Source organism: Thiomicrolovo immobilis, from assembly GCF_039645955.1.
GTDB classification, from domain to species: Bacteria; Campylobacterota; Campylobacteria; order Campylobacterales; family Sulfurimonadaceae; genus Thiomicrolovo; species Thiomicrolovo diazotrophicus.
The window spans coordinates 1759617-1783272 of sequence record NZ_CP147916.1; the positions used below are offsets into that span (position 1 = coordinate 1759617).

Sequence of the window (23656 nt, forward strand, 5' to 3'; positions counted from 1 at the left end):
ACCTCAATAGGCATCGAAGAGCGTCTGAATGAGCGCGGCATCGTGGGTCGCGAGCGAGAGCGGACGCCGCTGGCCGTGGCGGACCCGTTCGTCGAACGTATCGCTCTCAAGGCGGTAGAAGACGCCAAGCGGGAACGGCCCGCTCTCCATCGCCCGCGCCATCGCCGCACCGAGATCGGCCGTGTCGTGAGAGGCGTCCAGTTCGTAGGTATGCTCCCCGAACCAGCCGAAGGTGTTGATCTTATTGAAGGTCACGCAGGGCTGAAAAATGTCGACCAGGGCATAGCCGCGGTGCAGAAAAGCGGCTTTGAGCACCTGCTTGGCGTGTACGGGGTTACCGATATTGACCCGGGAGACGAACCCCGCCCGCAGCGCCAGCGCCACGGCGAGAGGGTTGAAGGGCTCGTTGCCGACCCCGTCGACCTGCACCTTCGTTTCCATCCCCTTTTGGCTCGTCGGCGACGCCTGCCCCTTGGTCAGCCCATAGATCATATTGTTGTGGACGATATGAACGATGTCGACGTTGCGGCGGACGGCATGCAGGAAGTGGTTGCCCCCCTCCCCGTACATATCGCCGTCTCCCCCCTCGGCCACGACGGTCAGTTCGGGGTTAGCCGCCTTGACCGCCGTCGCGACGGGAACGGCGCGCCCGTGCAGTACCCCAAACATATTGACGTCAACGTAATAGGGCGTCTTCGCCGCCTGGCCGATGCCCGAAACGATGACGACGCTGCGGCCGTCGGCTTTCAACTCGTCGAGCACCTCGCGGATCAGGGTCAGGATGCCGAAATTCCCGCATCCCGGACACCAGCCGATATCTGTATTTTCACGTTCAAACGGTTTCATGCGCGCTCCTTTATGACCGCGGCGAGTTCCTGCGCCAGCTGGTCGGCAAAATAGGCGAAGCCGTTGCTCTGCAAGATACGCCGGTCAACCCTGACACCGTGCAGCGCCAGCTGCTCCGCGAAGGCACCGTCGGCGTTGTTCTCGACGACGATGCGATAGTCGTAGGTCTGCAGGAAGGCGAGCTGTTCGGGATTGAGCGGATGCACCCAGGCAAAGTGGACCTGGCAGGTCCGGTCGTCTCCCAGACGTGCCAGGGCCTCGGCAATCGCACCGCGGCTCGAGCCCCAGCCGATCACCGCGATGCTCCCTGTGCCGCGCACCTCCGGCGGCCACACCTCGGCCACGATCCCTTCGGCCTTTCGGGCCCGCTTGGCGACCATCGCCTCTCGGACGCGGAAATCCTCGGTGATCTGTCCCCTTGCGTCGTGTTCGTGCCCGTCGCTGCAGACCAGCCCCTCGCCGCCGCCCGGCACGGCCCGGGGGCTGATACCCGAAGGGGTGTCGGCGTAGCGGTTGTACGTTTCGGATGCGGGTGCAATGTAACGGCGCTGTTCGAAGGCAGCGAAATCGACGTCGCCGGTCATCGCCATCGTATCGGCGAGGTACTGGTCGCTCAGCACAATGACGGGCAGCTGCCACCGGTCGGCCAGTTCAAAGGCGAGATGGCCCAGTTCGACGCATTCGTGCAGCGAACCCGGGGCGAGAATAATCCGCGGGAAGGGGCCGTGCCCCGAGTGCAGCGCGAGGTTCAGATCGCCCTGTTCACTGCGGGTCGGCAATCCCGTCGCCGGGCCGGGCCGCTGCGCCAGGTAGACGACGGCGGGGGTCTCCGTGATGCCCGAGAGGCTTATGCCCTCTCCCATCAGCGCGAACCCGCCGCCCGATGTCGTCGTCAGTGCCCGTGCACCGGCGTACCACGCCCCCATCACAAGGTGGATCGAGGCGATCTCGTCCTCGCTCTGCTCCACGGCGATCTCGAAACGCTTGGACATCCCCGCCATAAAGTTCAGGACTCCCGTGGAGGGGGACATCGGATAGGAGGCGACGAAGTTGCACCCCCCGGCAAGGAAACCGAAACCGCAGGCGGTCGTGCCGTCCATCAGGTGCAAGACGGCGGCCCCTTCGGGATGGGAGTAAGGCAACGGCGGCAGCGGGGGGTGCTGAAGAGTACGGCCCGCATCGGCCCCGGCCTCCGCCGCAAGAACATTCCCCTCGTCCCGCGCGAAACGCGCCTGCACGCTGGCTTTCAATGCATCCGTTTCAAGGCCCAGCATCCCGTAGACCAGCCCGGCGGCATAGGTGTTGGCGTAGCGCGGATCGCCCAGCCGCTGCGCCTCGCGCTGCATCGCAACGGCAATCGCGCCGGGCGCCTCCGCCGAAAAACGCTCGTCGGTCAGTACGACCGTCTGCGCAGTGAGGCGCGGCGCCGCGTGGGTCAGGGCCAAGGCGTCAAGCGCAATGAAGAGGTCCACTTCCCAGCAGGGTGCCTCCAGCGGGGTATCGGCAATACGGATAAGCGTCGTATTGCTCCCCCCGCGTACCCGGGACATGAACTCCTTGCTCGAATAGACATAGTAACCGCTGCGGACAAAGGCGTCGCTGAGCACCTTCTCCAGGGTGTCGATCCCCATGCCCGCCGCCCCGCCGATCAGAATGGAGAGGCTTTGCCCCGTTCCGGGCGGGGTTGGGGACACCGGTACATGCCGCTGCAGCGGCGGCATGGAAGGGTCGGCGGCGAAAGGGACCTCATACCGCCCGGCCGAAGGGAGCTTCGCATCCGTCTGCGGCGCAGGCGCAGGCCCTTCAGCCGTCGCGGCGACGGGGATAGGATCCTCTTTCGCCTGGGGATAAGGCATGCTCTCGCCCCAGGTGATCTTGCCGCCGTAATAGCCCAGCACGATCACCCCAAGGCCCGTCAGCAGGACGATCGCATGGTAGATAATGCCTTCGGCCGACATCGTGTAGACGATGCCCGGGGCTTCGAGATAGAGCATGATCGCGACGATCCCCGCCAGCAGCATCGCCACGGAGAGCACGATCTTGACGGCAAAGGGACGGCGCCACGTGCCCCCGTAATTGATCCGCCAGCTGATCAGCCCCGGTACCATCGCGACCGCCCCCATGACCGTCGCCGCCAGGAAAGTATAAAAGACGGCGGCGGCATAGAGTGCCGTCGGCACGGCGAAAAAGAGCAGGTCCATCAACGCTGAAAAGAGGTGCAGCGCGATGGGAAAATGGACGGTCATCGGGTGGGGGTGGTAACGGCGATAGAGCGCCTGCCAACGACGGCGGCGCTCCTTGTTCGCATCCGGAGGCGGCGCATCGGCCCGGGCCTTCAGCTCCGGCTCCGGCTCCGCATCCAGCGTGCCGATGACGCCGTAGCGTTCAAACACCTCATCGCCGTGCGGCGCACCCTCAAGCATGGGCGTGAGGTCGCGCCCCGCCTGATGCATCCCCTGGTGATTCCCCTCCGCCCACATCGGGCTCTCCGACACGTCGTAGATCTTCCCTTTATAGGCGACATAGGCGGGTCTTCCGTCGCGGCCGTCGTAGGCCGCAAGTTCACGCGGTGTCATGGCCTCCTCCTTTCGCTTCGCTTTTCGCGGAGGCCGTCACGCCTGCTTACGTGGCGGTCGTTTCGTTTGCCTGCATCGTATCGACATAGTCGCAGACTTCGCTGTCGTCATTGCACGGCTGGCTGTAGCCTGCGATAGGGTCGTTCTCCTCCGCGGCAAGGTTGTCGGAAACGAAGCGCCAGTTGATCAGTTTCCACCAGTTTTCCAGGTACTCCGGCCGGGCGTTGCGGCGGTCGATGTAGTAGGCGTGTTCCCAGACATCACAGACCAGCAGCGGCCGGCGACCGTAGCGTACGGGCGTGTCCGCGTTGGAGGTCGTTTCAATCACGAGGGTATTATCATTCCTGAGAATGAGCCAGGTCCACCCCGACCCGAACAGCCCGGCCGCCGCGGCGAGGAAGGCCTCTTTGAACCCTTCCATGGAGCCGAAGTCGCGCTCGATCATCTCGGAGAGCTCCGCCGACGGCTCCGTGTTCCCGGAGGAGAGGCCCAGCCAGTAGAAGTCGTGGTTGAAGACCTGCGCAGCGTTATTGAAGGTTGCACCTTCAGCCTCGCGGATGATCTTGAGCAGCGGGACATGTGCGAAGACCGTCGCGTTGATCAGCGTGTTGAGTTTTGCGACATAGCCGGCATGGTGTTTCCCGTAATGGAACGACACCGTTTCGGCAGAGATATAGGGTTCCAGCGCCGTCTCTTCGTACGGCAGCTTCATCAGTTCAAATGCCATATTATGCTCCTTTGATTGGGCTCGCTTGTATTATCATAACTTATCGAGGTAAAGGGATGGGAAGGAAATTGTTTTAGCGTCCGGATAAAGCCTGCCTTCAGAATAAGCAGACCGCCCGGGCGCGGGGGAACCAAAGAGTGTATACTTCCGTCAAAAAAGACCCGTCCAGTGAAGCAGTTCCTCTCCCAGACCGACCGCGGCGTGCTCTTCATGCTGCTCAGCGCCCTCATCTCTGCCCTCAACGGGGCCGTCGCCAAGCTGCTCGGCGACGACCTGAGCGCCCTGGAGATCGTCTTTTACCGTAACCTCATCGGGGTGCTTATTATCCTCGCGATGCTGCGCCACACTCCCCCGACCCTTCCCGGCGGCAAACTCCACCTGCTCCTGCTGCGCGGCTTTTTCGGCTTCAGCGCGATGATCCTTTTCTTCTATACGATTACCGTCATCCCGCTGGGCGAAGCGATCACGCTCAACAAGACCTCGCCGCTCTTCGTCTCCGTACTGGCCTTTTTCCTGATGAAGGAGCATCTGAACCGTTACGCTCTCGCGGCGCTCCTCATCGGTTTTGCCGGTGTCCTCTTCATCTCCAAGCCGACGGGGATGCTGATGGGGTACGAGCACTTTCTCGGGCTGCTCGGCGGTTTCTTCGCCGCCTCGGCCTACGCCACCATCAAAACGATCCGCCATGTCTACGACACCCGCGTCATCGTCCTCTCGTTCATGGGGGTGGGTACTCTTGCGCCCCTGCTGCTCTTTGCCCTTTCCCCCTTCGTGAGCGCGCCGGATGCCTTGGCGTTTCTCTTTCCCGCGTTCTTCTGGCCGACATCGCCGAAGGTGTGGGGGCTGATCGCTTTCATGGCCCTCATCTCCACTCTCTCGCAGTGGCTGCTTACCAAAGCGTACAGTTTCAGCAAAGCGGGGATCATCGGGGCGGTGAGCTACACGAACATCCCCTTCGCCGTCGGTTTCGGCATCATGCTCGGCGACGGTTTCCCCGACGCCGCCGTCTGGCTCGGCATCGCCATGATCATCGCCGCCGGACTTCTGGTCAAAAAAGGATAAGAAATGCACCAAGAGCACATTGTCATTCTCGGCGGCGGTTACGGCGGCCTGCGGGCCGTCGAACATCTCGCCGGCGACCCGCGTTTTCGCATCACGCTGATCGACCGCCACCCCTACCACTACCTGCAGACCGAAGCCTACGGCTACATCGCCGGGCGCTTCGACATCCACGACATCACGATAGACCTTGCGAACTGGTGCCGGGGCTTCGGCAGGCATGTCGCTTTCAAGCAGGCGGAAATCACCGGCGTCGACCCGGAGGCGAAGGAAGTCGTTTTGGAACATGAACGCATCCCCTATGACAGCCTTATCGTCGCCACCGGGGCACGCACGAACTTCTTCGCGTTTATCAAGGGCCTGCGCGAAAACAGCTATGGTGTCAAGAACCTCCAGCGCGCCTTCGCCTTCCGCCAGACCTTCGAACAGCTCGTCTACACCAAAGTCGAAGAGACCCGCGACCCGGAGCCGGCCGAGCTGCAGATCGCCATCGGCGGGGCGGGGCTCAGCGGCGTCGAGATCGCCGCGGAAATGGCCGACGTCATCGAAAAACACCACAAGACCCTCGGTACCAATGCGAAGAAGATCAGGATCACCCTCATCGACGCGGCTGACACGATCCTGCCGGGGATGAGCAGCTATATTGTCAACCGTACGGCAAAGCGCCTGGAATCGCTGGGAATCCGGATCCTGACCAACGCCTTTATCGACCGGGTCGAGGATGGCGCCATCCACCTCAAAGACGGCACGGCCCTCTCCTACCGTTTTATGATCTTCACCGGGGGGATCATCGCCAATACGCTGCACAGCGACGTGCCCCTTGAGACAAACCGGCTGGGCCAGATCGTTCCCGATGCCTATTTGCGCCTCTCCCCCCACATGAACGTCTACGCGGTCGGCGACTGCGTCGAACTCAAAGACGCGAAAGGCAACCTTCTTCCGCCGACGGCCCAGACGGCAGAAAAGAGCGCCGAGTACGTCGCCGCCTCCATCCGCAAACGCCTGAACGGCGACCCTGTTTCCCCATTCCACGCCAAGGTCGACGGCGTCTTTGTCGCCCTGGGCGGCCGCTACGCGGTCGGCGAGCTCTTCGGCATCATCCGCGTCAGCGGCTACACGGCCTACCTGTTGAAAAAACTGATCACCAAGGGGTACTACCTCGGGCTCAAACTGCGCATCAACACCGGCTTCAAAAAACGCACAGAGGCCTGAAGCCGTCAGATGACGCTGACGGGCAGGTAGAAATCGAGGTCGAAACGCTCGTCGGCTTCGAGAAAATGGTTCCGGCGGTAGACGACATAGGGCGGCAGGGTCTTCGCTTCGAAGCCGCTCTCGGGCAGCCACGTATGGTAGATGTAGCGGATCAGGTTCGGGACCTCGCCGTAGCGCCCCTGCATCGTGAAGCGCGCGCAGAGCGACGAGGGGATGACGAAGCTCGAGACGGAACCCGACACCTCAAAGTCGTCGGGGATCTCGATAGCAGCGACGTAGGCGCACTCCTCCAGCGGCACGATCGAGGGGTTGTCGTGGTGCAGCCCGATCTGCCGGGCCTGTTCCAGGCCGTGTTCGACCGCGTAGGCATAGAGCCGCTGCCAGACGTCGGCAATGGAACGGTTGTAGCCGCGGTGGCGCATATAGGCGACACGGATGGCGGGCATTTTGACGATGGCAGGTTTGAGCCCCGTAAAGTCCGACGTGATCCGCGGCATGTTGTCGGAGTAGCGGATATTCTCCTTTGAAAAGTCAAGGTAGCCCCCTTCGCGCCACTGCGTCGGCGTCAGCGCGTAACGCTGCCTGAAAGCCCGGATAAAGGCCGAGTGCGTGCTGTAGCCGCACTGCTGCGCGATCGCCGATACTGTCTCCTTCTTGTTGACGATGAGCAGGTTCGCCGCCTTCTGCAGCCGGATGGACTGCAGCGTGTCGTAGAAGTTGCGCCCCGTCACCTCCTTGAAGATCCGGTGGAAATGGTAGACGCTCGTGCGGTTGCGCTCTGCGAGCACCTCCAGGGTGATCGGCGAGTCGATATGGCGGTAGATGTAATACAGCGCGTCGTTGACGACGTGGGCGTGGTGGCGCAGCGTCTCTTTCTTCATAAAACAATTTTAGCAAGATCTGCATAGTTTTATGCAAGAAATATTGAAGATTAATCTCCGGAATCGGCGTATCATCGCGTTCATACAAAAGGATAAGAACATGAAACGCCAATTTATCCGGGAGATCCTGGATGTTATCACCGCGGACACCATCTCCTTCGCCGGAGGGCTTCCCGACGCCGACCTCTTCCCCCTCGACGCCTTCAAAACGGCGGCTGAGCGCGTCCTCTCCGAGCCGGCCAGCCTGCAGTATTCGCGTTCGCAGGGGTACGCCCCCCTGCGCGAAAAGATCGCCCGGCGCTACTGTGATGCGGGCTTTGAGACCCGCGCGGAGGAGATTCTCATCACCACAGGTTCCCAGCAGGCGATCAACCTCATCGCCATGAGCATGCTTCCCTACGGGGTCACCGTCGAACTGCCCGCCTACCTCGGGGCCCTCAGCGCCTTCCGGCTGGCAAAAGTGAAGACCGAGGGGGTCGCGCTGGAACACGACGGCATCGCGATGACACCGTTCAGACGCAGCATCGCCAGAACGGGGGCCGCCTACCTGATCCCGGACTTCCAGAATCCGACGGGGCTGCGCTACAGCAGTGCCAAACGCCATGCCGTCGCCAAAGCGGTGCTGGACGCCAACGCGCTGCTGATCGAAGACGCACCCTACAGCGAGCTCTATTTCGACCATGCGTCCCTGCCCATCAGTGCCACCATGCCCGAACGCAGCTTCCACCTTGGCTCCTTCTCAAAGATCCTGGCCCCCGGCCTGCGGGTCGGGTGGGTCCGGGCCAGCGAGGCGAACCTGCGCCGGCTGCTCGTCGTCAAAGAGGCGATCGACCTGCATACGTCGACCCTGGACCAGCGCCTGATCGACGCGTTTTGGGAGACCGAGGGGCTTGACCGCCATCTGTCATTGCTGCGCATCCATTACCGGGCCAAAAAAAATGCGCTCTCCAACGCATTGCGCACCCAGCTGCCCGACTTCGTTTTTGACGAGCCCCGCGGCGGCATGTTCCTTTACGGAAGGCTGCCCGGCTTTGACACGAAAACATTGGTCAACCGCTGCCTGGAGCGCGGGGTCGCCTTCGTCCCCGGCAGCGAGTTCTACCCGGGCACGCCTGCGCTCGACGAGCTCCGGCTCAATTTCACCCACACCGACCCGGCGCAGATGCACCGCGGCGTCGGACTGATGGCCGATGCCTACCGCGAACAGATCGTTTCGAAAATCACGGGAGTGGCCAGGGCCACGGCATGAGCAACGCTTCACACGCCTTTACGGAGAGGATAGCCGCGCGCTTCGAGACCTTCGACCGGACCATCGAAGCCCGTCTCGACCTTGTCTTTTCCAAACTGATCACCGGGCTCAAATACGCCTTTATCGCCGTGATGGTACTCTACCTGGCCGTCTGCATCCTCAGTCTGTCGCACAAGATCGTCTCCTTCACCCTGGACCAGGGGGCACTCGATTTCCGCTCCATCAAGATGATCCTGACCGACGGCCTCTTCGTGCTCATCGTCATCGCCATTACGAGGACCTTCCTGATCCGCAGCGCGTTCGACTATGCCCTTACCCTGCTCGAGATCGGTTTCGTCGTCATCATCCGCAAACTCATCCTGCTCGACACCGTGCCGGAGGAGACGGGACTGATGCTCGTTCTCAGCCTCACATCGACGCTCTTCTTCCTGCTCATCGTCTATATCCATAATCTCAGGCGCCGCTGGAACAGGGAGGACGGCACGGGGGGTTAACGGTAAATTAATGCCTTTGCTCTACAATGGTTTTTATTCAACCACTTACAGGAGCTCTTCGGATGAAACCTTTCGCAAAACTTGCCGTTATCGCGGCAGCAACCCTCGCCATCAGCGTCCCATCGGCCTTCGCGTGCAGCGCGCAGAACAGCATGCAGGGCATGCACGGCGGCAGCAGCAACAAAATGCATCTTGCCCGCAAAGTCGTCGATGCCGTCAGCCAGACGGGGCTGAGCAGCGCGCAGACCCAGGCCGTCACTGACGCCATCAACAGCTTCAAGGCAAAAATGATGACACGCAAAGCCTCCAAAACCTTCCCCATTGACGCCTTCGGTGACACTGCCTTCGATGCCAAGCAGTTCAAAGCGGCACAGCAGAAACAGTTCGACGCCAAGATGGCCGCGATGACCGAACTCTTCAGCACCATCTACACCGTGCTAACCCCGGAACAGCGCCCCCTCTTCAAACGCGCCTTCACCGCACCGATGGTCAAGATGATGATCAAGCGGAACATGATCAAAGGCGGTATGAAAAGCGGCGGCATGCAAAAGAGCGGTATGAAAGGAAGCGGTATGCAGCAGGGCGGTATGAAATGCGGGGGGATGAAGTGCGGCGGCATGTCCCGCTAGGAGAAAGACGCCTTTACATCTTGTCCAAACGCTGCATATAGTGCAGGTAGAACTGCTGCGCCGTCCGGCCGCTGCGTGACGCCCGCTCATGCGCGAAGCGCAGCGCTTCGCGCATGAGCGGCTCCCGGTCGGCCTCGACCCCCTTGAAATAGTGTTCGACCATCGCCAGGTAATCGTCCTGCGTTCCCTGGTAAAACGAAAGCCAAAGCCCGAAACGGTCCGCCAGGGAGATCTTCTCCTCGACACTGTCGCCGTAATGCAGTTCACCGTCCTTGACCGTCGTGCCTTCGTTGTCGCTCATGTATTCGGGGACGAGGTGGCGGCGGTTGGAGGTGGCGTAGACCCGGACGTTTTCCGGCGCGCTTTCGATGGAGCCCTCCATCGCACTTTTGAGATAGGTATAGGAGAGGTCCGTTTCGCCGAACGTCAGATCATCAAGGAAGAGGATAAAGCGGTACGGCTCGTCGCGCAGCTCGTCTATCACCTCGGGTAGGTAGCGCAGGTCCTCTTTGAAGAACTCCACGATCCGCAGCCCCTCCTCGGCGTAGGCCTGCAGCAGCGCCTTCACCAGCGACGACTTACCGGTGCCCCGGCTGCCCCAGAGCAGCACATTGTTCGCAAAACGTCCCGCAAGGAAGTTCTCCGTATTCTCGACAAGCGCCGCCTTCTGGCGGTCGATGTTGATCAGCGCCTCCAGCGGCATCGCATCGATCCGGGCAATGGGTTTGAGCGTCTCCGTCCGCCGTCTGAAAACGGCAGCCAGGGTTGTGTTCCATGCGATCATGGCATCTCCTCTCCGGCAAGGTATTTCCCTGCCATTATACCCCTGTGCAAATTTCGGGCACCTTCGCTACAATGATAATATAATTTCACAACGGAGGGCGGAATGAGAATTGCCATGGGCGGTGCTACGGGGTTCGTCGGGAGACACCTGCGAAAACGATTTGAAGCGGAAGGATGGGCGGTCATTCCGCTCAGCCGCAGCGACCTCGCGCTTCCGGCCGAAGCACTGGCCGAGAAGCTCATCGGCGCCGATGTCATCATCAATATCGCCGGCGCGCCCGTCGACCGCCGCTGGAGCCGCCGCTACAAGGCGCTGCTCGTCTCGAGCCGCGTCGGCACGACGGAGCGCCTCGCCGAGGCGATCGCCCTGCTGGAGGTCAAACCTTCCCTCTATATCGGCGGCTCCGCCGTCGGCATCTACCCCTCGAAAAAATGGCACGACGAACTGAGCGAAGAGTACGCCTACACCTTCCTCGGCGAACTCTGCCAGCAGTGGGAAGCGGCGGCGACGGAGGTCAAAGCGTACGGCGTGCGGACGGTCATCTTCCGCCTGGGCATCGTCCTGGGCAACGGAGGAATGCTCGCACGGATGCTGCCCGCCTTCCGGCTCGGCCTCGGCGGCGTCGTCGGCGACGGGAAGCAGTACCTCTCCTGGATCCACATCGGCGATCTTTGCGAGGCCTTCGCCCGGGCCGTCACCGATGCCAAGATGCGGGGAATCTACAACCTCGCGGCGCCCCGGGTCTCGACCAACAAGGAGCTCACCGAAGCGCTGGGAACGAAACTGCATCGCCCCACCTTCATGCGCCTGCCCTACTGGTTTCTGCGCCTCGTTTTCGGCGAGGGGGCGGAGGTGATCGCCGGCGGCCAGTGGGCCGTGCCGCGGCGCCTGCTTGATGCCGGTTTCACCTTCCGATTTGACCATCTCGGCGACGCCCTGGACAATCTGCTTACAAAACGGAAAGATTAAAACGCTTCCCTGCCCCGCCCGAGCGAAATAACGCTATAATTCAACCATCATTCGCAGCGGCGGAGCGTACCGAAAATCCGTCTCTTTCCCTGCACTACCAAGGACACACCATGGCCATCCCATCCGTAGCGTTCAAACGCCAGAATCACCGCCTTCTGCTCTGTGAAGAGAGCCGTAAAAACGAGCTCCTTGCCCAACTGCTTGAGGAGAACGCCGACAGAAAGATCAGCGTCGTGACCGCCGGCGATACCGGAGCCATCAGCGTCCCCGAGACCGTCACCGTGCTAAGCGACGATGCTGTAGAGGGCGCTGAAGCATGCGACCTGCTCATCAGCTACGACCTGCCGGAAGTGCCGCAGCGCTATCTCGATCGTATGGCGCTCGCCCGCGAAGGGGCCCTCGTCCTGCTGGGCGAGGAGGACCGCCCGCGGCTCATGGGCATCGAGATGCTGCTGGGCCGGGCCATCTCCCAGGAACGTCCGGAGGGCTTCGCCCCCGAAGAGGCCCCCAAGCCGGTGCAGCGCCCGAAACGCTACAAGAAACCATCCGCCCGTCTCTACGCAGAGGACGCACCGAAAAAAGCCCCCGCTAAACCGAAAGGCAAAGGCGCCCCGCGCAAGCCGAAAGAGAGCGGCGTTTCACGCTACATCGGCACGGACGAGAACGGCAAACCGATGTTCTCGGGCAAAACGGGCGAACGCAACCACCGCCATGACGGCAAGCCCCATGACGAAGAGAGCCTTGCCGCGAAAAAAGAGTGGGAAGCGAAACGTAAGAAGTACGGCAAGAAGCCCTATGATGCGAAGAAAAAACCGCCCTACAAGGGTGAGAAGAAACCCTATGAGGCCAAGAAGACCGAGACCCCTAAGGACAAACCGAAACGCCCGATGATCCGTATCAAGGCGGAAAAACTCAAAAAGAGCGAACCCAAAAAGTAAGCGCCGCTATTTTCCCAGCGTGTAGAGGTTGTTGCTGCCGTGGCACGCCGCCTTGAAACGCTCTTTGAGCTCCCGGTCGTAGGTCATGATGAAGACGTCGGCCTGCCGGAGCTGTAAACGCTCAAACTCCCCCAGCAGAAAATCATCCGCCACGTTCTTGCCGTGATCGACGACGGTGAAGTTGAACGACTCCAGCCGCTTGCCGTAGTCATACAGCTCCGCCTCCCACTCCCGCCGCTTGAGGTAGAGCGAGTCGGGGTTCGCCGCCAGGTAGATGCGGTCGTCGGGGACGTGGAACTTCTCGATGACGTGGGTGAACATGGGACCTATGGGGCCGAAGTTCTCGATATCCCAGAAGAGGTAGGTGCTGCGCGTACGCGTGCGCCGCTGTTTGTTGAGCAGCTTGAGACGCTTGGAGATATTGAGGTGGACATGGGCGTTGTCGTTGGTGAGCTCGATCTGCAGCTTCAGCGCCTCCGCCTCCGCCGTCTTGAACCCCAGCACCTTCCCCATGTCGATCAAGAGCTGCAGCTCGGCCAGCTCGGCCTGCGCCCCGCCCTTCTGGTAACGCCCCAGCGCCTTGATCTTCTCCGGCGGGAAAAGCAGCGCAAGCGTCACCGGCCGCTTTTCGGCCACAGCTTTGCGCACGGCATGGAAAATGGTGTAGGCCCCAGGCGTTTCCGGCATCTCGACTGCCCCTATGACCTCATCGCCTATCATAATCTTCTTCATGCTGCGGATTATAAGGAGAAAGCATAAAGGGGGCCTGAGATTTTCAGCCCGGAAGAAAATCATGGGAATGGCGCTTCGGCATTTTCAAGGCGTGTATTAATACTCTAGTGTTAGAATGCATCACACCATCGAAAGTCGCCCCTTGAAATCGAACAATACAAACGTCAGAAAACACCTCACCGAACAGACCATTATGTTCGCCAGCGTTGCGAAATGGATTGTCATCTCCTCCCTGATCGGCGCCGTGATCGGCAGCATCGTCGCCTATTTTTTGAAACTGCTTGCCTACGGTGAAATGAGCCGAGGGCAACTGCCGTTTGATTACTACCTGCTCCTCCCTTTCGCGTTGATGCTCGCCGTCACGCTCGTGCGAAAGTTCGCGCCCGCCGCGGAGGGTCACGGTACGGAGAAGGTGATCGAAGCGGTGCATAAACATTCGGGTAAGATGAATTTTGTCGTCGTCCCCGTCAAGCTTCTCAGTACGGCGCTGACGATCTTCTCCGGGGGTTCCGTCGGGAAAGAGGGACCGAGCGCCCAGATCGGGGCCGCCACGGCCTCCCTCCTCGCCTCCGTGATGAAATTCAGACCCAAAGACCGGGAGAAAGTCGTCATCTGCGGTATCAGTGCAGGCTTCGCCTCCGTTTTCGGCACCCCTATCGCCGGGGCGATCTTCGGGGTCGAGATCCTGATCGTCGGCGCCCTGATGTATGATGTTCTTCTCCCCTCCATCGTCTCGGGATTCGCCGCCTTTTATGCCGCAAAATTCTTCGGGATCGAGTACACCTACTTCGATATCGCCTTCTACACCAATCTTGATTTCGACTTTTTCCTGCTGCTCAAGGTCGTCGCCGGCGGAATTTTCTTCGGTCTTGTCGCCGACTTTTTTATCACGGTGATCCGGAGCAGCCACCGCTACATCGAGACGTTGCCCTTTCACTACCTCACCAAGGCCTTCGGGGGCGGTGTCATTTTGCTCCTGCTGACGCTCGTCGTGGGAGAGGCGTACCTGGGGCTTGGCTTCTCCACGATCCAGGACGCCCTCTCGCCCGACGGTTCGGCATCGGACGGCATTCCAGGATACGCCTTTATCCTCAAAAGCATCTTTACCGCCGTCACGCTGGGCAGCGGGGGGAGCGGCGGGGTCATCACCCCTATCTTCTTCGTGGGCGCCACCAGCGGCAACGTCTTCGGCCACATGGTCGGCGGCGACATCCCCTTCTTCGCGGCGCTGGGCTTCGTCAGCGTCCTCGCCGGAACGACCAACGCCCCTATTGCCGCCATGATCCTCTCGGTGGAGCTCTTCGGGATGAACGTCACCCACTATGCCGCCCTGGCGATCATCATCTCCTTCCTGATGACCGGCCACCGCAGCGTCTTCCCCTCCCAGCTCCTGGCCATGCGCAAGTCCGAGGCGCTGAACGTCAAACTCGGCGACGAGATCGTCAACGCCGACGCGACGCATACCACGCGTTTTTTCAAAAACATGAAAAAAATCTTCGGCATCCTTTTGAACTTCTGCTGCGGCGGCGGAGATGCGGAACGCTCCTTCCCCAGACTGCCGCGCACGCCCTCGAAGAAGCAGCGTCATGACGCCTGAAGGGCTTTCACCGGTTTAGGCCGCGTAAAGTGTTCGCATTCCGTCGCCGATGATGCATTTCTTCATAATCAGGATTATGACAGGAACGGATACAAGCGGGCTGGTGATTTTGGGGAGCAAGCAGATTACAGCAGTATGTTTAGGGACCGAAAGCGCACTAAACGGATGAAAAAATCTTTGCGGAAATCAAACCGCAGAAAACCCGGGTGGGTTTCCGGCGGATGGCAGGGCTTTGACACACTTACTGGAAGATTGTCGGTCCGCCGGGTACGACCCGGACGAAGACCATGCTGCCGTCTACTGTCATGTAGTTGTTGGTCGGATCGAAACTGACCGTCATGTTGACCGGGACCTGCGCCCCGAGCGTATCGTCGACCGTCAGGCCGAACTCCATGTTCGTATCGCCGGCGATCGTGTCGCATCCGGAGGTAATCGTATCGGTACAGACCGCACTCTCGTCCGTCGGGGCAGCCGGCGTCATCGTGACCGTGCCGTTCGTTTCGACCACATAGGTGCCGAACTCGGTCATGTTAAAGCGCCCGACGGTTCCCGGTTCTGAACCGACGGGATCGGAGCCCTGGCTGTCGTCGATGTCGGCAACCATATAGTTGCCGGCGCCGTCCAGGACCATGATGACGAATTTGATGTTGCCGGTCGTCGACTGGTTGACGATCCATGCCCCCGCTTCCGGACTGATTGCACTGCTCAGACGGTTTAAGACCACCGTACCGTCAATGCTGGTCAACGTTGCCGTATCATCGCCGTTATCGCTCACGGTCGCTCCCACGGCAGTATCGCCGGCATTGGTGTTGATCACCGGGGCGGCTGAGGTGAAGCTGCCGGAGGGGTCGAGCGTGTACTGACCGACTTCCACACCGCCGATGACGCCGTTCGTGCCCAGGACCTGCTGAACCCCCATGTACTTGTCGTTGTCGGCGATGATCAGTAGGGCGTCCATCGTCGTGATGCCGCCCAGCGCCCAGGCACCGACCAGCGTCGAATCGTTCGCGGTCGCCGTACCGGAACCGCCCCCGTTCATGAAGTAGGCGATCAGCGCGTCGCGGGCGATCGCATTGAACTTGATCTCGATATCGCCCGTAAACGCCGGCTGCATTTCGCCCTCGGCGACATAATCGCCGCCCCCGTCGTTCATCACGGTCGCCGCGAACGGCACCTGCATGCTCGGCAGCTCGACGATGATGACATCGCCGTTGCCGTCGTTCTGGACATACCAGCTGCCGCTTTCCACGACCTGCGGGTTCTGCATATCGCTGAAATCGATCAGTACGACCGTACCGCTGCTGCTTCCATCCGTATAGGTGTCCCCGGTAGTGAACTGGATGCCGGTACTGCCGTTGACGTTGAAGACGTAACCGCTCGTGCCGCCCTGGTTGGCCGCGACGAAGTCCGCCAGCGTCGTGAACGTCATGGAGGAGTAGTTTACATCATACGATCTCAGCATCCCCCAGAAATCATACTCATCACTCAAACGCAGGTGCGCCGTTTTATACCCAACAGAGCCCGCCGGCATGGTGATGCCGAACATCCCTTCGAGTGCCGCCTGGTCATAGACATCTCCCAGGTTCGCAAAGAGGTGGCCGTTCGGCGGGATGGAGACGTTGAGCTCCGTCCCGCTGGCGTCGATCGTGAAGGGATGGCTCTCCGTCACCGTGCCGTTGATATCTTTGAACATGACCGTGCCGTTCGAGTCGGCATAGAGTCCGTCGGAGTTGACCGCATAGACCGCCGTACCGTTGCTGTCGGGCCAGACGCCCCACAGGTCCATGTCCGCGAGGAGGGAGACCTGTGCCTTGGCAAGGGCATCCCACTCCGCCTGGCTGATGGGGATCTCGGTCAAAGCGTAGAACCCGTCCACCGTCACCGGCGGTACCGGCGGCGTGTAATTTTCAAGTGCCGTCGTAATTGCACCCATCGCAATATCGTTCCCCATCAGACTGCCGTCGTTGTCGAGAATATAGCCGGCCGTCGGTGCATTGTGCGCGCCCAGCCAGACATCGCCGTTGTACATTGTGACGAAGATATCGCCGTCTTGCATCAAGGCATCGTAATTCGGGATACTCGCATTAAGTTCAGTAAAGATCGTCAGCTCTGCCTGATTGGGCAGGTTACCCACCGTCCAGGTACCGACGATCTGTGTATTGTCGCTGTCACTGACGAGGTAACCGCTCATCCCGAGACTCAGCGTCGTGACGTCAGCACCCGTATCATCCACTGCAGCCGTAAAGGAGGCGTTCATCTGCGGTCTGACTCCCGTCGAACTGTTTTCGTCCCAGTAGATCATGTTCCCGTAGTTGTTGTTCATGAAATCTTCCATGAAAGCGTATGGCACGCTGACATTCATCGGGCGCCAGTCAAGGATGTACGTATCGACAAGATACTTGCTCTGCATCGTATAGTGCAGGGCCCCGGAGGGGAAGGTCACCGGCAGCGTCATACCGCCGCCGATATCGATATCAACCGTCTGGCCGTCCAGCACTTCCGCCTGGGCGATCTGATAGGCCGCGAAGGGAGAAGAGAGCGTCGTAGCGTCCGCACTGATCGTATAGGTCGACGACACTGCAGCCTCCGTCGTCCACGTGCCGTCGGCGGTATTGAGCATGAAATTGGTCCCGAACGATGCGGAAACCCACATGCTGTTGTTCCTATCAAATACGTATCCGTACACACTCATCGTACCGCCGTTCAACGTATGGGTTTCATACGCAAGCGTGCCGTTGTCCTCCACCCAGTAGCTGTAAAGCGTCATGCCGTCATAGAAGGACGTATCGGTGAGCACCGGGTCGGCAACGACCGTGACGGTAAAGGTCTCCTGTGCACTAAGCACACCGTCGTCGACGGTGACCGTCACGGTCGCCGTACCGACACCGGTCGGATCGACCGCCACCGTCGTACCGTTCGCCGAAACCGCGGCGACCGTCGGATCGGACGAAACGGCGCTCAGCGTCAGCCCGTCACCGTCAATATCGGCAACGGAAACCGCGACATCGAAACTCGGCGCGCTGAGCGCCACCGCTGCCGGATCGCCGATGGGGTCGATCGTCGGGGCGTCATTGACAGGAGCGACCGTGACAGTGACCGTTCCCGGAAGCGAGGTCGCGCCCTGGTTGTCCTGGATCGTGTAGGTAAAGCTGTCAGAACCGTTAAAGTTTGCATTCGGCATGTAGGTCACAACGCCCGTCACCGGGTCAACGCTCAGGTTACCGTCTGTCGCGGCGGAGACCGCCACCGTCGTCGCATCCACCGAACCGTCGCTGTCGCCGGTGTGTGCCACCACGTCGATCAGTACCGCCGTATCTTCATCGGTAGTGGCCGCAAAATCGCCCGCTGTGGGCGAGAGGTTGGCCACGACATTGATGGTGACCGTTGCCGCAGCGCTGGTGAGGTTGCCGTCGGAGACCTGATAATCAAAGGTAAAGTTGCCTTCGGAGGCGCTGGTGAAGCTGAAGGTACCGTCACTGTTGAGTGTCAGACCGGCAAGCGTCCCGACCTGCGTGAAGGTCAGCGTGTCGCCGACATCGATATCCGACGCATATGTACTCAGATCGCCGTCGAGCGGGGTATTCGTCTGCACCTGGAACGTTGCGGCCGACGCCGTCGGCGCGTCATTGACGTTGATGACTTCCAGATCGAAGGCTGCCAGCGTCGCCGTCAGCGCTGAGTCGGAGACGGAGATGACGATGCCCGTGGTCGTGCCGACATCGGCATTGCCCGGGGTGCCCGAAAGCGTACCCGTCGCCGTGTCGAACGTTGCCCAGGCGGGCTTGTTGGCAATGCCGAAGGTCAGCGTGTCGCCGTCGATATCGCCCGAAGACGGCGTAAAGGTGTAGAACGCGTCCTGGTTCACCGACGTTGCCGGCGTACCGCCGATCGTCGGCGCGTCGTTCACGTTAACGACCGTCACCGAGAAGAGCGGCAGGGAGACCGTCACCGTACCGTCGCTGACCGAGATATTGATATCGGCGGTCGTTCCGACATCGCCGTTGCCCGGCGTACCCGTCAGCGCCCCCGTTGCCGGGTCGAACGCCGCCCAGGCGGGCTGGTTGACGATGCCGAAGGTCAGCGTGTCGCCATCGATATCACCGGACGACGGCGTGAAGCTGTACGGTGCATCCTGGTCGACCGACGTCGCCGGCGTTCCACCGATCGTCGGCGCGTCGTTTACCGGAGCGACGGTCACGCTGACATTGCCGTCGGCGCTGCGTCCCGTACCGTCGCTGACCGTATAGCTGAAGCTGTCCGGGCCGTTGTAGTTCGCGGCCGGGGTGTAGGTGACCGTCCCGTCCGGATTGATCGCCGTCGTGCCGTGGCCTGCAGCTGAAACCGACGAGACGAAGAGCATGTCGCCGTTTTGGTCCGTATCGTTCGCCAGGACGTTGAGTGACGCATTGGTATCCTCGTCGAGGGTCAGAGTGTCGGCCACCGCTACCGGGGCAAACTCGTTGCGCTTGACGACAAGGTCGAATGCCCGGTTGTTCATAACCAGGCTGTTCGCGACCGTCGCTTTGAGCGTCACGGCCACGTCCGCCGTAGCACTGCGTGTCACGGCGCCGGTCGCGACATCGATGACGCCCACAGGCGTCGCCGACCATGTCAGGTTAAGATCCGGCGTATCATAGGGTGCCGCGGCGGGACTGCTCAGGACGAGATCGGCCGTAATGCTGTCATTGGCCGCATTCGTCCCGAGGTAGGTGATGTTGTTTGTGAGGGCATCCTCGACCTGCGCCAATGCGGCGATCATCGGGTCGACATAGGTTCCCGTTTCGATCGCATCGGCGACCTGGGTCGTGTTCATGTCGTTCAACGTCGTCGTCAGCTCCGTGACGGCGGCCGTATCGCCGTTTTCGATTGCCCCTTCCGCGGCTTCGGCGTAGGTGTTGATCGTCTCGCCGAAACCGTCCAGTTCGTTGACGGTCGTCACGTTCGCCGCGAGCGCATCGATCGTCCCGGCGAGCGTTTCAACAAAGGTCGCGATCGACGGATCGAGCGTCACCCCCGTATCGGCACTGACCTGGCCTGCCAGCTCGGTCGCGTTAAAGTCGCCGCTGAACGTCGTGGCCGCCAGAGATGCAAACACTTTCGCATAGGCAGCGTCAAACGATTCGCCGTCGCTTTTTGTCGCGGCGGTCAGTACTTCGGCGACCTTCTGTACTTTCTGCGCCGCCATAAAGCTGCCGCTGTCGAGCATCGGGTCGTTTTTGACCTGATCGGCAGTGACCCCGAGGTTGGCCGCAACCGTATCGGCCGCCGCATCGAACGTGATCGACGGGTCCGATGCCATGATCGCCGTGACATAGGTTGTCAAAGGCGAAAGGACGATATCCGGACGCGTCGCGTCGTAAACAGTCGAGAGCCGCCCTTCAAAGGGGTAGCCCGTACTGATATCGGTACCGCCGTAGGCATAAATCCTCGTCCCGTCCGCGATCGTCGCCTCAAAGGCGAAGTCGCCGTTCGCATCGGTCACCGTCGACAGCTCCGTAGCGTTATGCTCCCCTTCGCCGGTACTGTCGACAAAGACGGTCGCTCCCGATACATATCCGTCAACCACTCCGCCGCCGCTGGCGCTGCTCGTATTATTACTGCTGCCGCCACCGCCGCAACCGCCAATCGCGATTACGGCAGCCACAGACAGCATGATCTGGCTTATCTTGATCATTATGAACTCCTGAAACTTTTCCTGCTACAAAGCTACAGGAAAAAAGTCAAAAAAAGTCAAAAAAAGTGTTAGGGGGTGAAGCGGGTTTTACGAAAGGATGTAACCCTGTTTGCTGAGGCTCTTGATCCGAAGCTCGGGGGCGCGTTTTCGCAGGGAGTAGACGACCGTTTTCAACGAGGATGACGACACCTCCTCGTCGGCCCAGATGGCGAATTCGAGGTCGTGGTAGCTGACGACCTGGTGGCGGTGCCGTACCAGATGCTCCAGCAGAATATTCTGTTTGGCCGTCAGCGCCACATCTTCCCCGTCGGCATAGAGGCTTGCGGTGACGAGGTCATAGGTATGGATCGGCGAGAGGACGATACGTTCGCTCTTTTCCGCCTCGTCCTCCTCTAATCGTTCGCTTTGGTGGCGGCGGTAGGCGCTCCGCAGGACGGTTTCAAGCTCCTCGGGGCCGAAAGGTTTCATCACGTAGCCGTATGCCAGGGGGCGGAAAGCCTTTTGCAGCGTCTCGTTGTCGCAGTACGCCGTGATGTAGACGATGGGGACCGTGTGCTGCTCCCAGATCATATCGCTCAGCGCGAAACCGTCGACTTTGCCTCTGATATTCACGTCCATCAGGACCATCCCCGGGATCTCCTCCTCGAACGCGGCGATAACGGCCATGGCGTTATCGAACACACCGATAACGCGGATCCCCCACCCGTTGAGAATACTGGTGATGTAGCGGGCCGTCAGCACTTCATCTTCCACCACCATCACGGAGTCGATCATGCCTGCCCATCCTTTGCTTCAAATGTTATGGTAATGGTCACACCCCCGTCGGAAGCGATGTCGCAGGTACCGTTATCCAGCCCTTTGACAAGGTCGGTGATCAGCATCATGCCGATGCCCTCACTCGTCTCCGAGCGCTCAGGAAGCCCCTTGCCGTAATCCCGTACGATCAGATCGTAGCTTCCCCGGCCGCGCTGAACGAGTTTGATCAGCACCTCTCCGTGCTCCGTGCCGTCATAGGCATACTTGATGGCGTTGGTAACGCCTTCGTTGACGATCAGTCCGATCGACAATGCATTTCGGATTCCCAGCCGGATGGATTTCTCGCATTCGCAGTGAATCTGTACCGCCGAGATTTTCTGGAGGTTCAGCGTCAGCATCTGCAGGTAGTGATGCATATCAATGTCTTCAAAATCCTCTGCACTGTAAAGGTTTTCATGTACCATCGCCATCGCCCTCAAGCGGCCGATGTTTTCGGTGAAGTATTTACGGTATTTCGGCTCTTCGATCTTCTCCGACTGCAACCACAGCAGGCTCATGATGACCTGCATATTGTTTTTGACGCGGTGGTGAAGCTCCCGGAGCATGACTTCGCGCTCCCGTGCCGTTTTTGCCAGGCGCACTTCATAATCCACGCGCATATGTTCGAAATAGTAGACGACGAACGAGATGGCGACATAGCCGATAAACATCTGGATCAGGAGCCCCGCGGGAAAGATCGGGTCGCCGATATGGAACGCGCTCAGCAGCAGCACGACGCCGATACCGGACGCATTGAGGACACTCCACCGGATCCCCCGCTTCAATCCGTGCTGGGCAAAAACGTAAATCGGCAGGGAGGCGGTCCAGAAGAGCGCGGAATCCCTTTCGAATCCGTCGATATGCAGCGAGAGAATGGCGAGGCCCGAGATCACCCCGACAAGGATGCTCGAGGTCGTTTCCAGCCTGACCCTCCGGGTGCGGAACAGCATGTTGTTGATCAGGATAATGACGATCCCGAAGAGCTCCAGGACGGCAAGCGTATCAAAGCCGTGGGCCAGGTTGTTATAGATGTCCAGGGCAAGGACCAGGACCGCGAAGACCGTAATGAGGTTTGCAATGACCGAGCGTTTATACTCGATTGAATCTTCGGGATAGTCAATATTGTCACGGACAAAACGTTTACACCAGTGCGAGCAGAACATTCAGCCATCATAGCATGTTTTCTCTTGCGCCTGACGCGACCGCCCTTTCGGGCTCACTTCCCGGGCTGATTCGCCTTGTCGTGATCTTTCGCCTCTTCCATGCACGCGATCAGTTCCGTCTGCATATAGGCGCCCTGCAGTTTTGCGACCTGCTCGTCATGCCGCTCCTGCTGGTGCGCATCCAGTCCCGTGTCGTTATCCGCCACTTTGTCGTAGATGCTCTGCATCGCCGACCCCGCAAGCGTTTCGGTGGAATCCGTATGGACCATCTTCCAAAGTCCGTCGAGCCCGTCGGCGGGCACGGGGAGATTGCAGTAATAATACTTCGCCGGCGTCAGGCCCCAGAAACAGAAGCCGAGCGAGAGGTAAAACTCCAGTGCCTGGGGGACGCAGCTCGCCTTGAAACGCCGGACATGGTGCTGCACCGCCAGTTCGAACACCCAGTGCAGCAGCATCAGCGCGTAGCCGTGGCGCCGGTGGCACTGCGGGGTGAGGATATTGTGGATGGTCAGGTAATCGTGATAGCGGTCGATTTTGTAAAAAAGGTAGCACAGGTGCTCCCCCGCATCATCCGTGAGGATAACGCTCCCCTCGGCATTCCAGCTGTAGTGGCGGTCCCACCACCGCATCGCCTGGTCGGCGAAGCCCCGACTTTTCGCATCGTCGATCTGCGCAATGGAATCAAAGTACTCTTTTCGGTTAACGTCAATGACACGGTACGGCATAAATGCCCCTTTGCAAGCCAATAGTAATGCTTGAAAAGGGAAAACTTCACAGAGGTATTAAAAGTGACAAATAAGTGATGCGTTCAGTATAACGCCCCGGCTGTATCTGCGGTCCGCCCGGGTGTATAAGAAGTGACCATTTGGGTAACCTTCACTCTTTTGCCTTCAATATGTCTGCATTTCAACTTGCGATGTAGCTGATTTTGAGATATGATACAGCACAAGAAAGATGATATAGAGAGTTTCATCTTGGTTAGTTAAGTATTGAAGGCATTCTTTCCTCAATTTTTTCGATACCTTGCAGAGTGCTCCACATTCAATTTCGACGACTACATCAAAGACAAGGACTTGCGTTGGCAGATCTTAAAAAGGGAACCGTTAAATGGTTCAACAGTGAAAAAGGCTATGGGTTTATTTCCCCTGAAGACGGCGGTAAAGACGTATTTGTACACTTTCGCCAGGTCAACAGAACAGGCTACGGCCGCGTTGAGCTCCAGGAAGGTCAGGAAGTGACTTTCGAGATCGGCGAAGGGCAAAAAGGCCCGCAGGCAGAGAACGTCACTCCGCTCTAAGCCCCTGTCGGCGGAACCCTCCGCCACCAGGACA

At 59.9% G+C, this 23656-nt stretch carries 19 protein-coding genes; 9 read left to right on the forward strand and 10 right to left on the reverse strand.

Annotation, left to right across the window (positions count from 1 at the left end; all coding sequences use genetic code 11):
- Positions 1–3 precede the first annotated feature (3 nt).
- The 3 genes from WCX72_RS09140 to WCX72_RS09150 are packed head-to-tail and all read right to left on the reverse strand — an operon-like array spanning position 4 to position 4149.
- Positions 4–846, reverse strand: coding sequence for a thiamine pyrophosphate-dependent enzyme (locus WCX72_RS09140; protein ID WP_345969493.1), 843 nt, complete (start codon positions 844–846; stop codon positions 4–6).
- Complete coding sequence (locus tag WCX72_RS09145) at positions 843–3422, reverse strand: 2-oxoacid:acceptor oxidoreductase subunit alpha (protein WP_345969494.1); 2580 nt, start codon at positions 3420–3422, stop codon at positions 843–845. Before WCX72_RS09145 ends, WCX72_RS09140 begins: the two co-directional genes overlap by 4 nt.
- 46 nt (positions 3423–3468) lie before the next feature.
- Positions 3469–4149, reverse strand: a complete 681-nt coding sequence (locus WCX72_RS09150; protein ID WP_345969495.1) for a superoxide dismutase — start codon at positions 4147–4149, stop codon at positions 3469–3471.
- A 168-nt stretch (positions 4150–4317) separates the two neighbouring features.
- Here WCX72_RS09150 and WCX72_RS09155 point away from each other — a divergent pair, with 168 nt between their 5' ends.
- Positions 4318–5211 carry a DMT family transporter gene (locus WCX72_RS09155; protein ID WP_345969496.1) on the forward strand — a complete coding sequence of 298 codons (894 nt, stop codon included), beginning with the start codon at positions 4318–4320 and terminating at the stop codon, positions 5209–5211.
- Positions 5212–5214: 3 nt separating this feature from the next.
- Positions 5215–6420 carry an NAD(P)/FAD-dependent oxidoreductase gene (locus WCX72_RS09160; RefSeq protein ID WP_345969497.1) on the forward strand — a complete coding sequence of 402 codons (1206 nt, stop codon included), beginning with the start codon at positions 5215–5217 and terminating at the stop codon, positions 6418–6420.
- 5 nt (positions 6421–6425) lie between these two features.
- Here the strand turns inward: WCX72_RS09160 and WCX72_RS09165 are convergent, their stop codons facing one another.
- A complete protein-coding gene (locus WCX72_RS09165) occupies positions 6426–7301 on the reverse strand; it encodes an AraC family transcriptional regulator (protein WP_345969498.1) in 876 nt (291 codons plus the stop codon).
- Positions 7302–7401: 100 nt separating this feature from the next.
- Between WCX72_RS09165 and WCX72_RS09170 the strand changes: the two genes are divergently transcribed.
- The 3 genes from WCX72_RS09170 to WCX72_RS09180 all read left to right on the forward strand — a co-directional run bounded on the left by WCX72_RS09170 (position 7402) and on the right by WCX72_RS09180 (position 9673).
- Positions 7402–8550 carry a PLP-dependent aminotransferase family protein gene (locus tag WCX72_RS09170; protein WP_345969499.1) on the forward strand — a complete coding sequence of 383 codons (1149 nt, stop codon included), beginning with the start codon at positions 7402–7404 and terminating at the stop codon, positions 8548–8550.
- Positions 8547–9044 (forward strand): hypothetical protein, encoded by a 498-nt coding sequence (locus WCX72_RS09175; RefSeq protein WP_345969500.1) that lies wholly within the window; start codon positions 8547–8549, stop codon positions 9042–9044. The genes WCX72_RS09170 and WCX72_RS09175 overlap by 4 nt, the downstream gene beginning before the upstream one ends.
- 62 nt (positions 9045–9106) lie before the next feature.
- The gene (locus WCX72_RS09180; RefSeq protein WP_345969501.1) at positions 9107–9673 is read left to right on the forward strand and encodes a Spy/CpxP family protein refolding chaperone; all 567 of its coding nucleotides are present in this window, start codon (positions 9107–9109) and stop codon (positions 9671–9673) included.
- 13 nt (positions 9674–9686) lie between these two features.
- Here WCX72_RS09180 and WCX72_RS09185 read toward each other — a convergent pair whose 3' ends face one another.
- The gene (locus WCX72_RS09185; protein ID WP_345969502.1) at positions 9687–10457 is read right to left on the reverse strand and encodes an ATP-binding protein; all 771 of its coding nucleotides are present in this window, start codon (positions 10455–10457) and stop codon (positions 9687–9689) included.
- Between the two features lie 102 nt (positions 10458–10559).
- Between WCX72_RS09185 and WCX72_RS09190 the strand changes: the two genes are divergently transcribed.
- Positions 10560–11426: a TIGR01777 family oxidoreductase gene (locus WCX72_RS09190; RefSeq protein WP_345969503.1), complete on the forward strand. Its 867-nt coding sequence runs from the start codon at positions 10560–10562 to the stop codon at positions 11424–11426.
- Positions 11427–11536: 110 nt separating this feature from the next.
- On the forward strand, positions 11537–12364 hold the full coding sequence (locus WCX72_RS09195; RefSeq protein WP_345969504.1) for a hypothetical protein: 828 nt from the start codon (positions 11537–11539) through the stop codon (positions 12362–12364).
- Between the two features lie 6 nt (positions 12365–12370).
- Here the strand turns inward: WCX72_RS09195 and WCX72_RS09200 are convergent, their stop codons facing one another.
- On the reverse strand, positions 12371–13096 hold the full coding sequence (locus WCX72_RS09200; protein WP_345969505.1) for a hypothetical protein: 726 nt from the start codon (positions 13094–13096) through the stop codon (positions 12371–12373).
- Positions 13097–13238: 142 nt separating this feature from the next.
- On the opposite strand from WCX72_RS09200, the gene WCX72_RS09205 reads away from it, so the two are divergent.
- Positions 13239–14693: a chloride channel protein gene (locus WCX72_RS09205; protein WP_345969506.1), complete on the forward strand. Its 1455-nt coding sequence runs from the start codon at positions 13239–13241 to the stop codon at positions 14691–14693.
- A 241-nt stretch (positions 14694–14934) separates the two neighbouring features.
- Here WCX72_RS09205 and WCX72_RS09210 read toward each other — a convergent pair whose 3' ends face one another.
- The 4 genes from WCX72_RS09210 to WCX72_RS09225 all read right to left on the reverse strand — a co-directional run bounded on the left by WCX72_RS09210 (position 14935) and on the right by WCX72_RS09225 (position 23050).
- The gene (locus WCX72_RS09210; RefSeq protein WP_345969507.1) at positions 14935–20367 is read right to left on the reverse strand and encodes a tandem-95 repeat protein; all 5433 of its coding nucleotides are present in this window, start codon (positions 20365–20367) and stop codon (positions 14935–14937) included.
- Between the two features lie 87 nt (positions 20368–20454).
- Positions 20455–21141: a DNA-binding response regulator gene (locus tag WCX72_RS09215; RefSeq protein ID WP_345969508.1), complete on the reverse strand. Its 687-nt coding sequence runs from the start codon at positions 21139–21141 to the stop codon at positions 20455–20457.
- Positions 21138–22325 (reverse strand): sensor histidine kinase, encoded by a 1188-nt coding sequence (locus WCX72_RS09220; protein WP_345969509.1) that lies wholly within the window; start codon positions 22323–22325, stop codon positions 21138–21140. Before WCX72_RS09220 ends, WCX72_RS09215 begins: the two co-directional genes overlap by 4 nt.
- 53 nt (positions 22326–22378) lie before the next feature.
- Positions 22379–23050 (reverse strand): GNAT family N-acetyltransferase, encoded by a 672-nt coding sequence (locus tag WCX72_RS09225; protein ID WP_345969510.1) that lies wholly within the window; start codon positions 23048–23050, stop codon positions 22379–22381.
- Positions 23051–23403: 353 nt separating this feature from the next.
- Here WCX72_RS09225 and WCX72_RS09230 point away from each other — a divergent pair, with 353 nt between their 5' ends.
- Entirely contained in the window at positions 23404–23622 is a 219-nt protein-coding gene (locus WCX72_RS09230) for a cold-shock protein (RefSeq protein ID WP_345969511.1), read from the forward strand.
- Positions 23623–23656 lie beyond the last annotated feature (34 nt).

Bases quoted from the DNA above. Each gene is read 5' to 3' on its own strand.
- WCX72_RS09225 (WP_345969510.1), bottom strand. From the start codon at position 23,050: ATGCCGTACCGTGTCATTGACGTTAACCGAAAAGAGTACTTTGATTCC.
- WCX72_RS09180 (WP_345969501.1), top strand. From the start codon at position 9,107: ATGAAACCTTTCGCAAAACTTGCCGTTATCGCGGCAGCAACCCTCGCC.
- WCX72_RS09185 (WP_345969502.1), bottom strand. From the start codon at position 10,457: ATGATCGCATGGAACACAACCCTGGCTGCCGTTTTCAGACGGCGGACG.
- WCX72_RS09190 (WP_345969503.1), top strand. From the start codon at position 10,560: ATGAGAATTGCCATGGGCGGTGCTACGGGGTTCGTCGGGAGACACCTG.
- WCX72_RS09145 (WP_345969494.1), bottom strand. From the start codon at position 3,422: ATGACACCGCGTGAACTTGCGGCCTACGACGGCCGCGACGGAAGACCC.
- WCX72_RS09150 (WP_345969495.1), bottom strand. From the start codon at position 4,149: ATGGCATTTGAACTGATGAAGCTGCCGTACGAAGAGACGGCGCTGGAA.
- WCX72_RS09160 (WP_345969497.1), top strand. From the start codon at position 5,215: ATGCACCAAGAGCACATTGTCATTCTCGGCGGCGGTTACGGCGGCCTG.
- WCX72_RS09195 (WP_345969504.1), top strand. From the start codon at position 11,537: ATGGCCATCCCATCCGTAGCGTTCAAACGCCAGAATCACCGCCTTCTG.
- WCX72_RS09140 (WP_345969493.1), bottom strand. From the start codon at position 846: ATGAAACCGTTTGAACGTGAAAATACAGATATCGGCTGGTGTCCGGGA.
- WCX72_RS09170 (WP_345969499.1), top strand. From the start codon at position 7,402: ATGAAACGCCAATTTATCCGGGAGATCCTGGATGTTATCACCGCGGAC.
- WCX72_RS09215 (WP_345969508.1), bottom strand. From the start codon at position 21,141: ATGATCGACTCCGTGATGGTGGTGGAAGATGAAGTGCTGACGGCCCGC.
- WCX72_RS09220 (WP_345969509.1), bottom strand. From the start codon at position 22,325: ATGTTCTGCTCGCACTGGTGTAAACGTTTTGTCCGTGACAATATTGAC.
- WCX72_RS09175 (WP_345969500.1), top strand. From the start codon at position 8,547: ATGAGCAACGCTTCACACGCCTTTACGGAGAGGATAGCCGCGCGCTTC.
- WCX72_RS09165 (WP_345969498.1), bottom strand. From the start codon at position 7,301: ATGAAGAAAGAGACGCTGCGCCACCACGCCCACGTCGTCAACGACGCG.
- WCX72_RS09200 (WP_345969505.1), bottom strand. From the start codon at position 13,096: ATGAAGAAGATTATGATAGGCGATGAGGTCATAGGGGCAGTCGAGATG.
- WCX72_RS09210 (WP_345969507.1), bottom strand. From the start codon at position 20,367: ATGATCAAGATAAGCCAGATCATGCTGTCTGTGGCTGCCGTAATCGCG.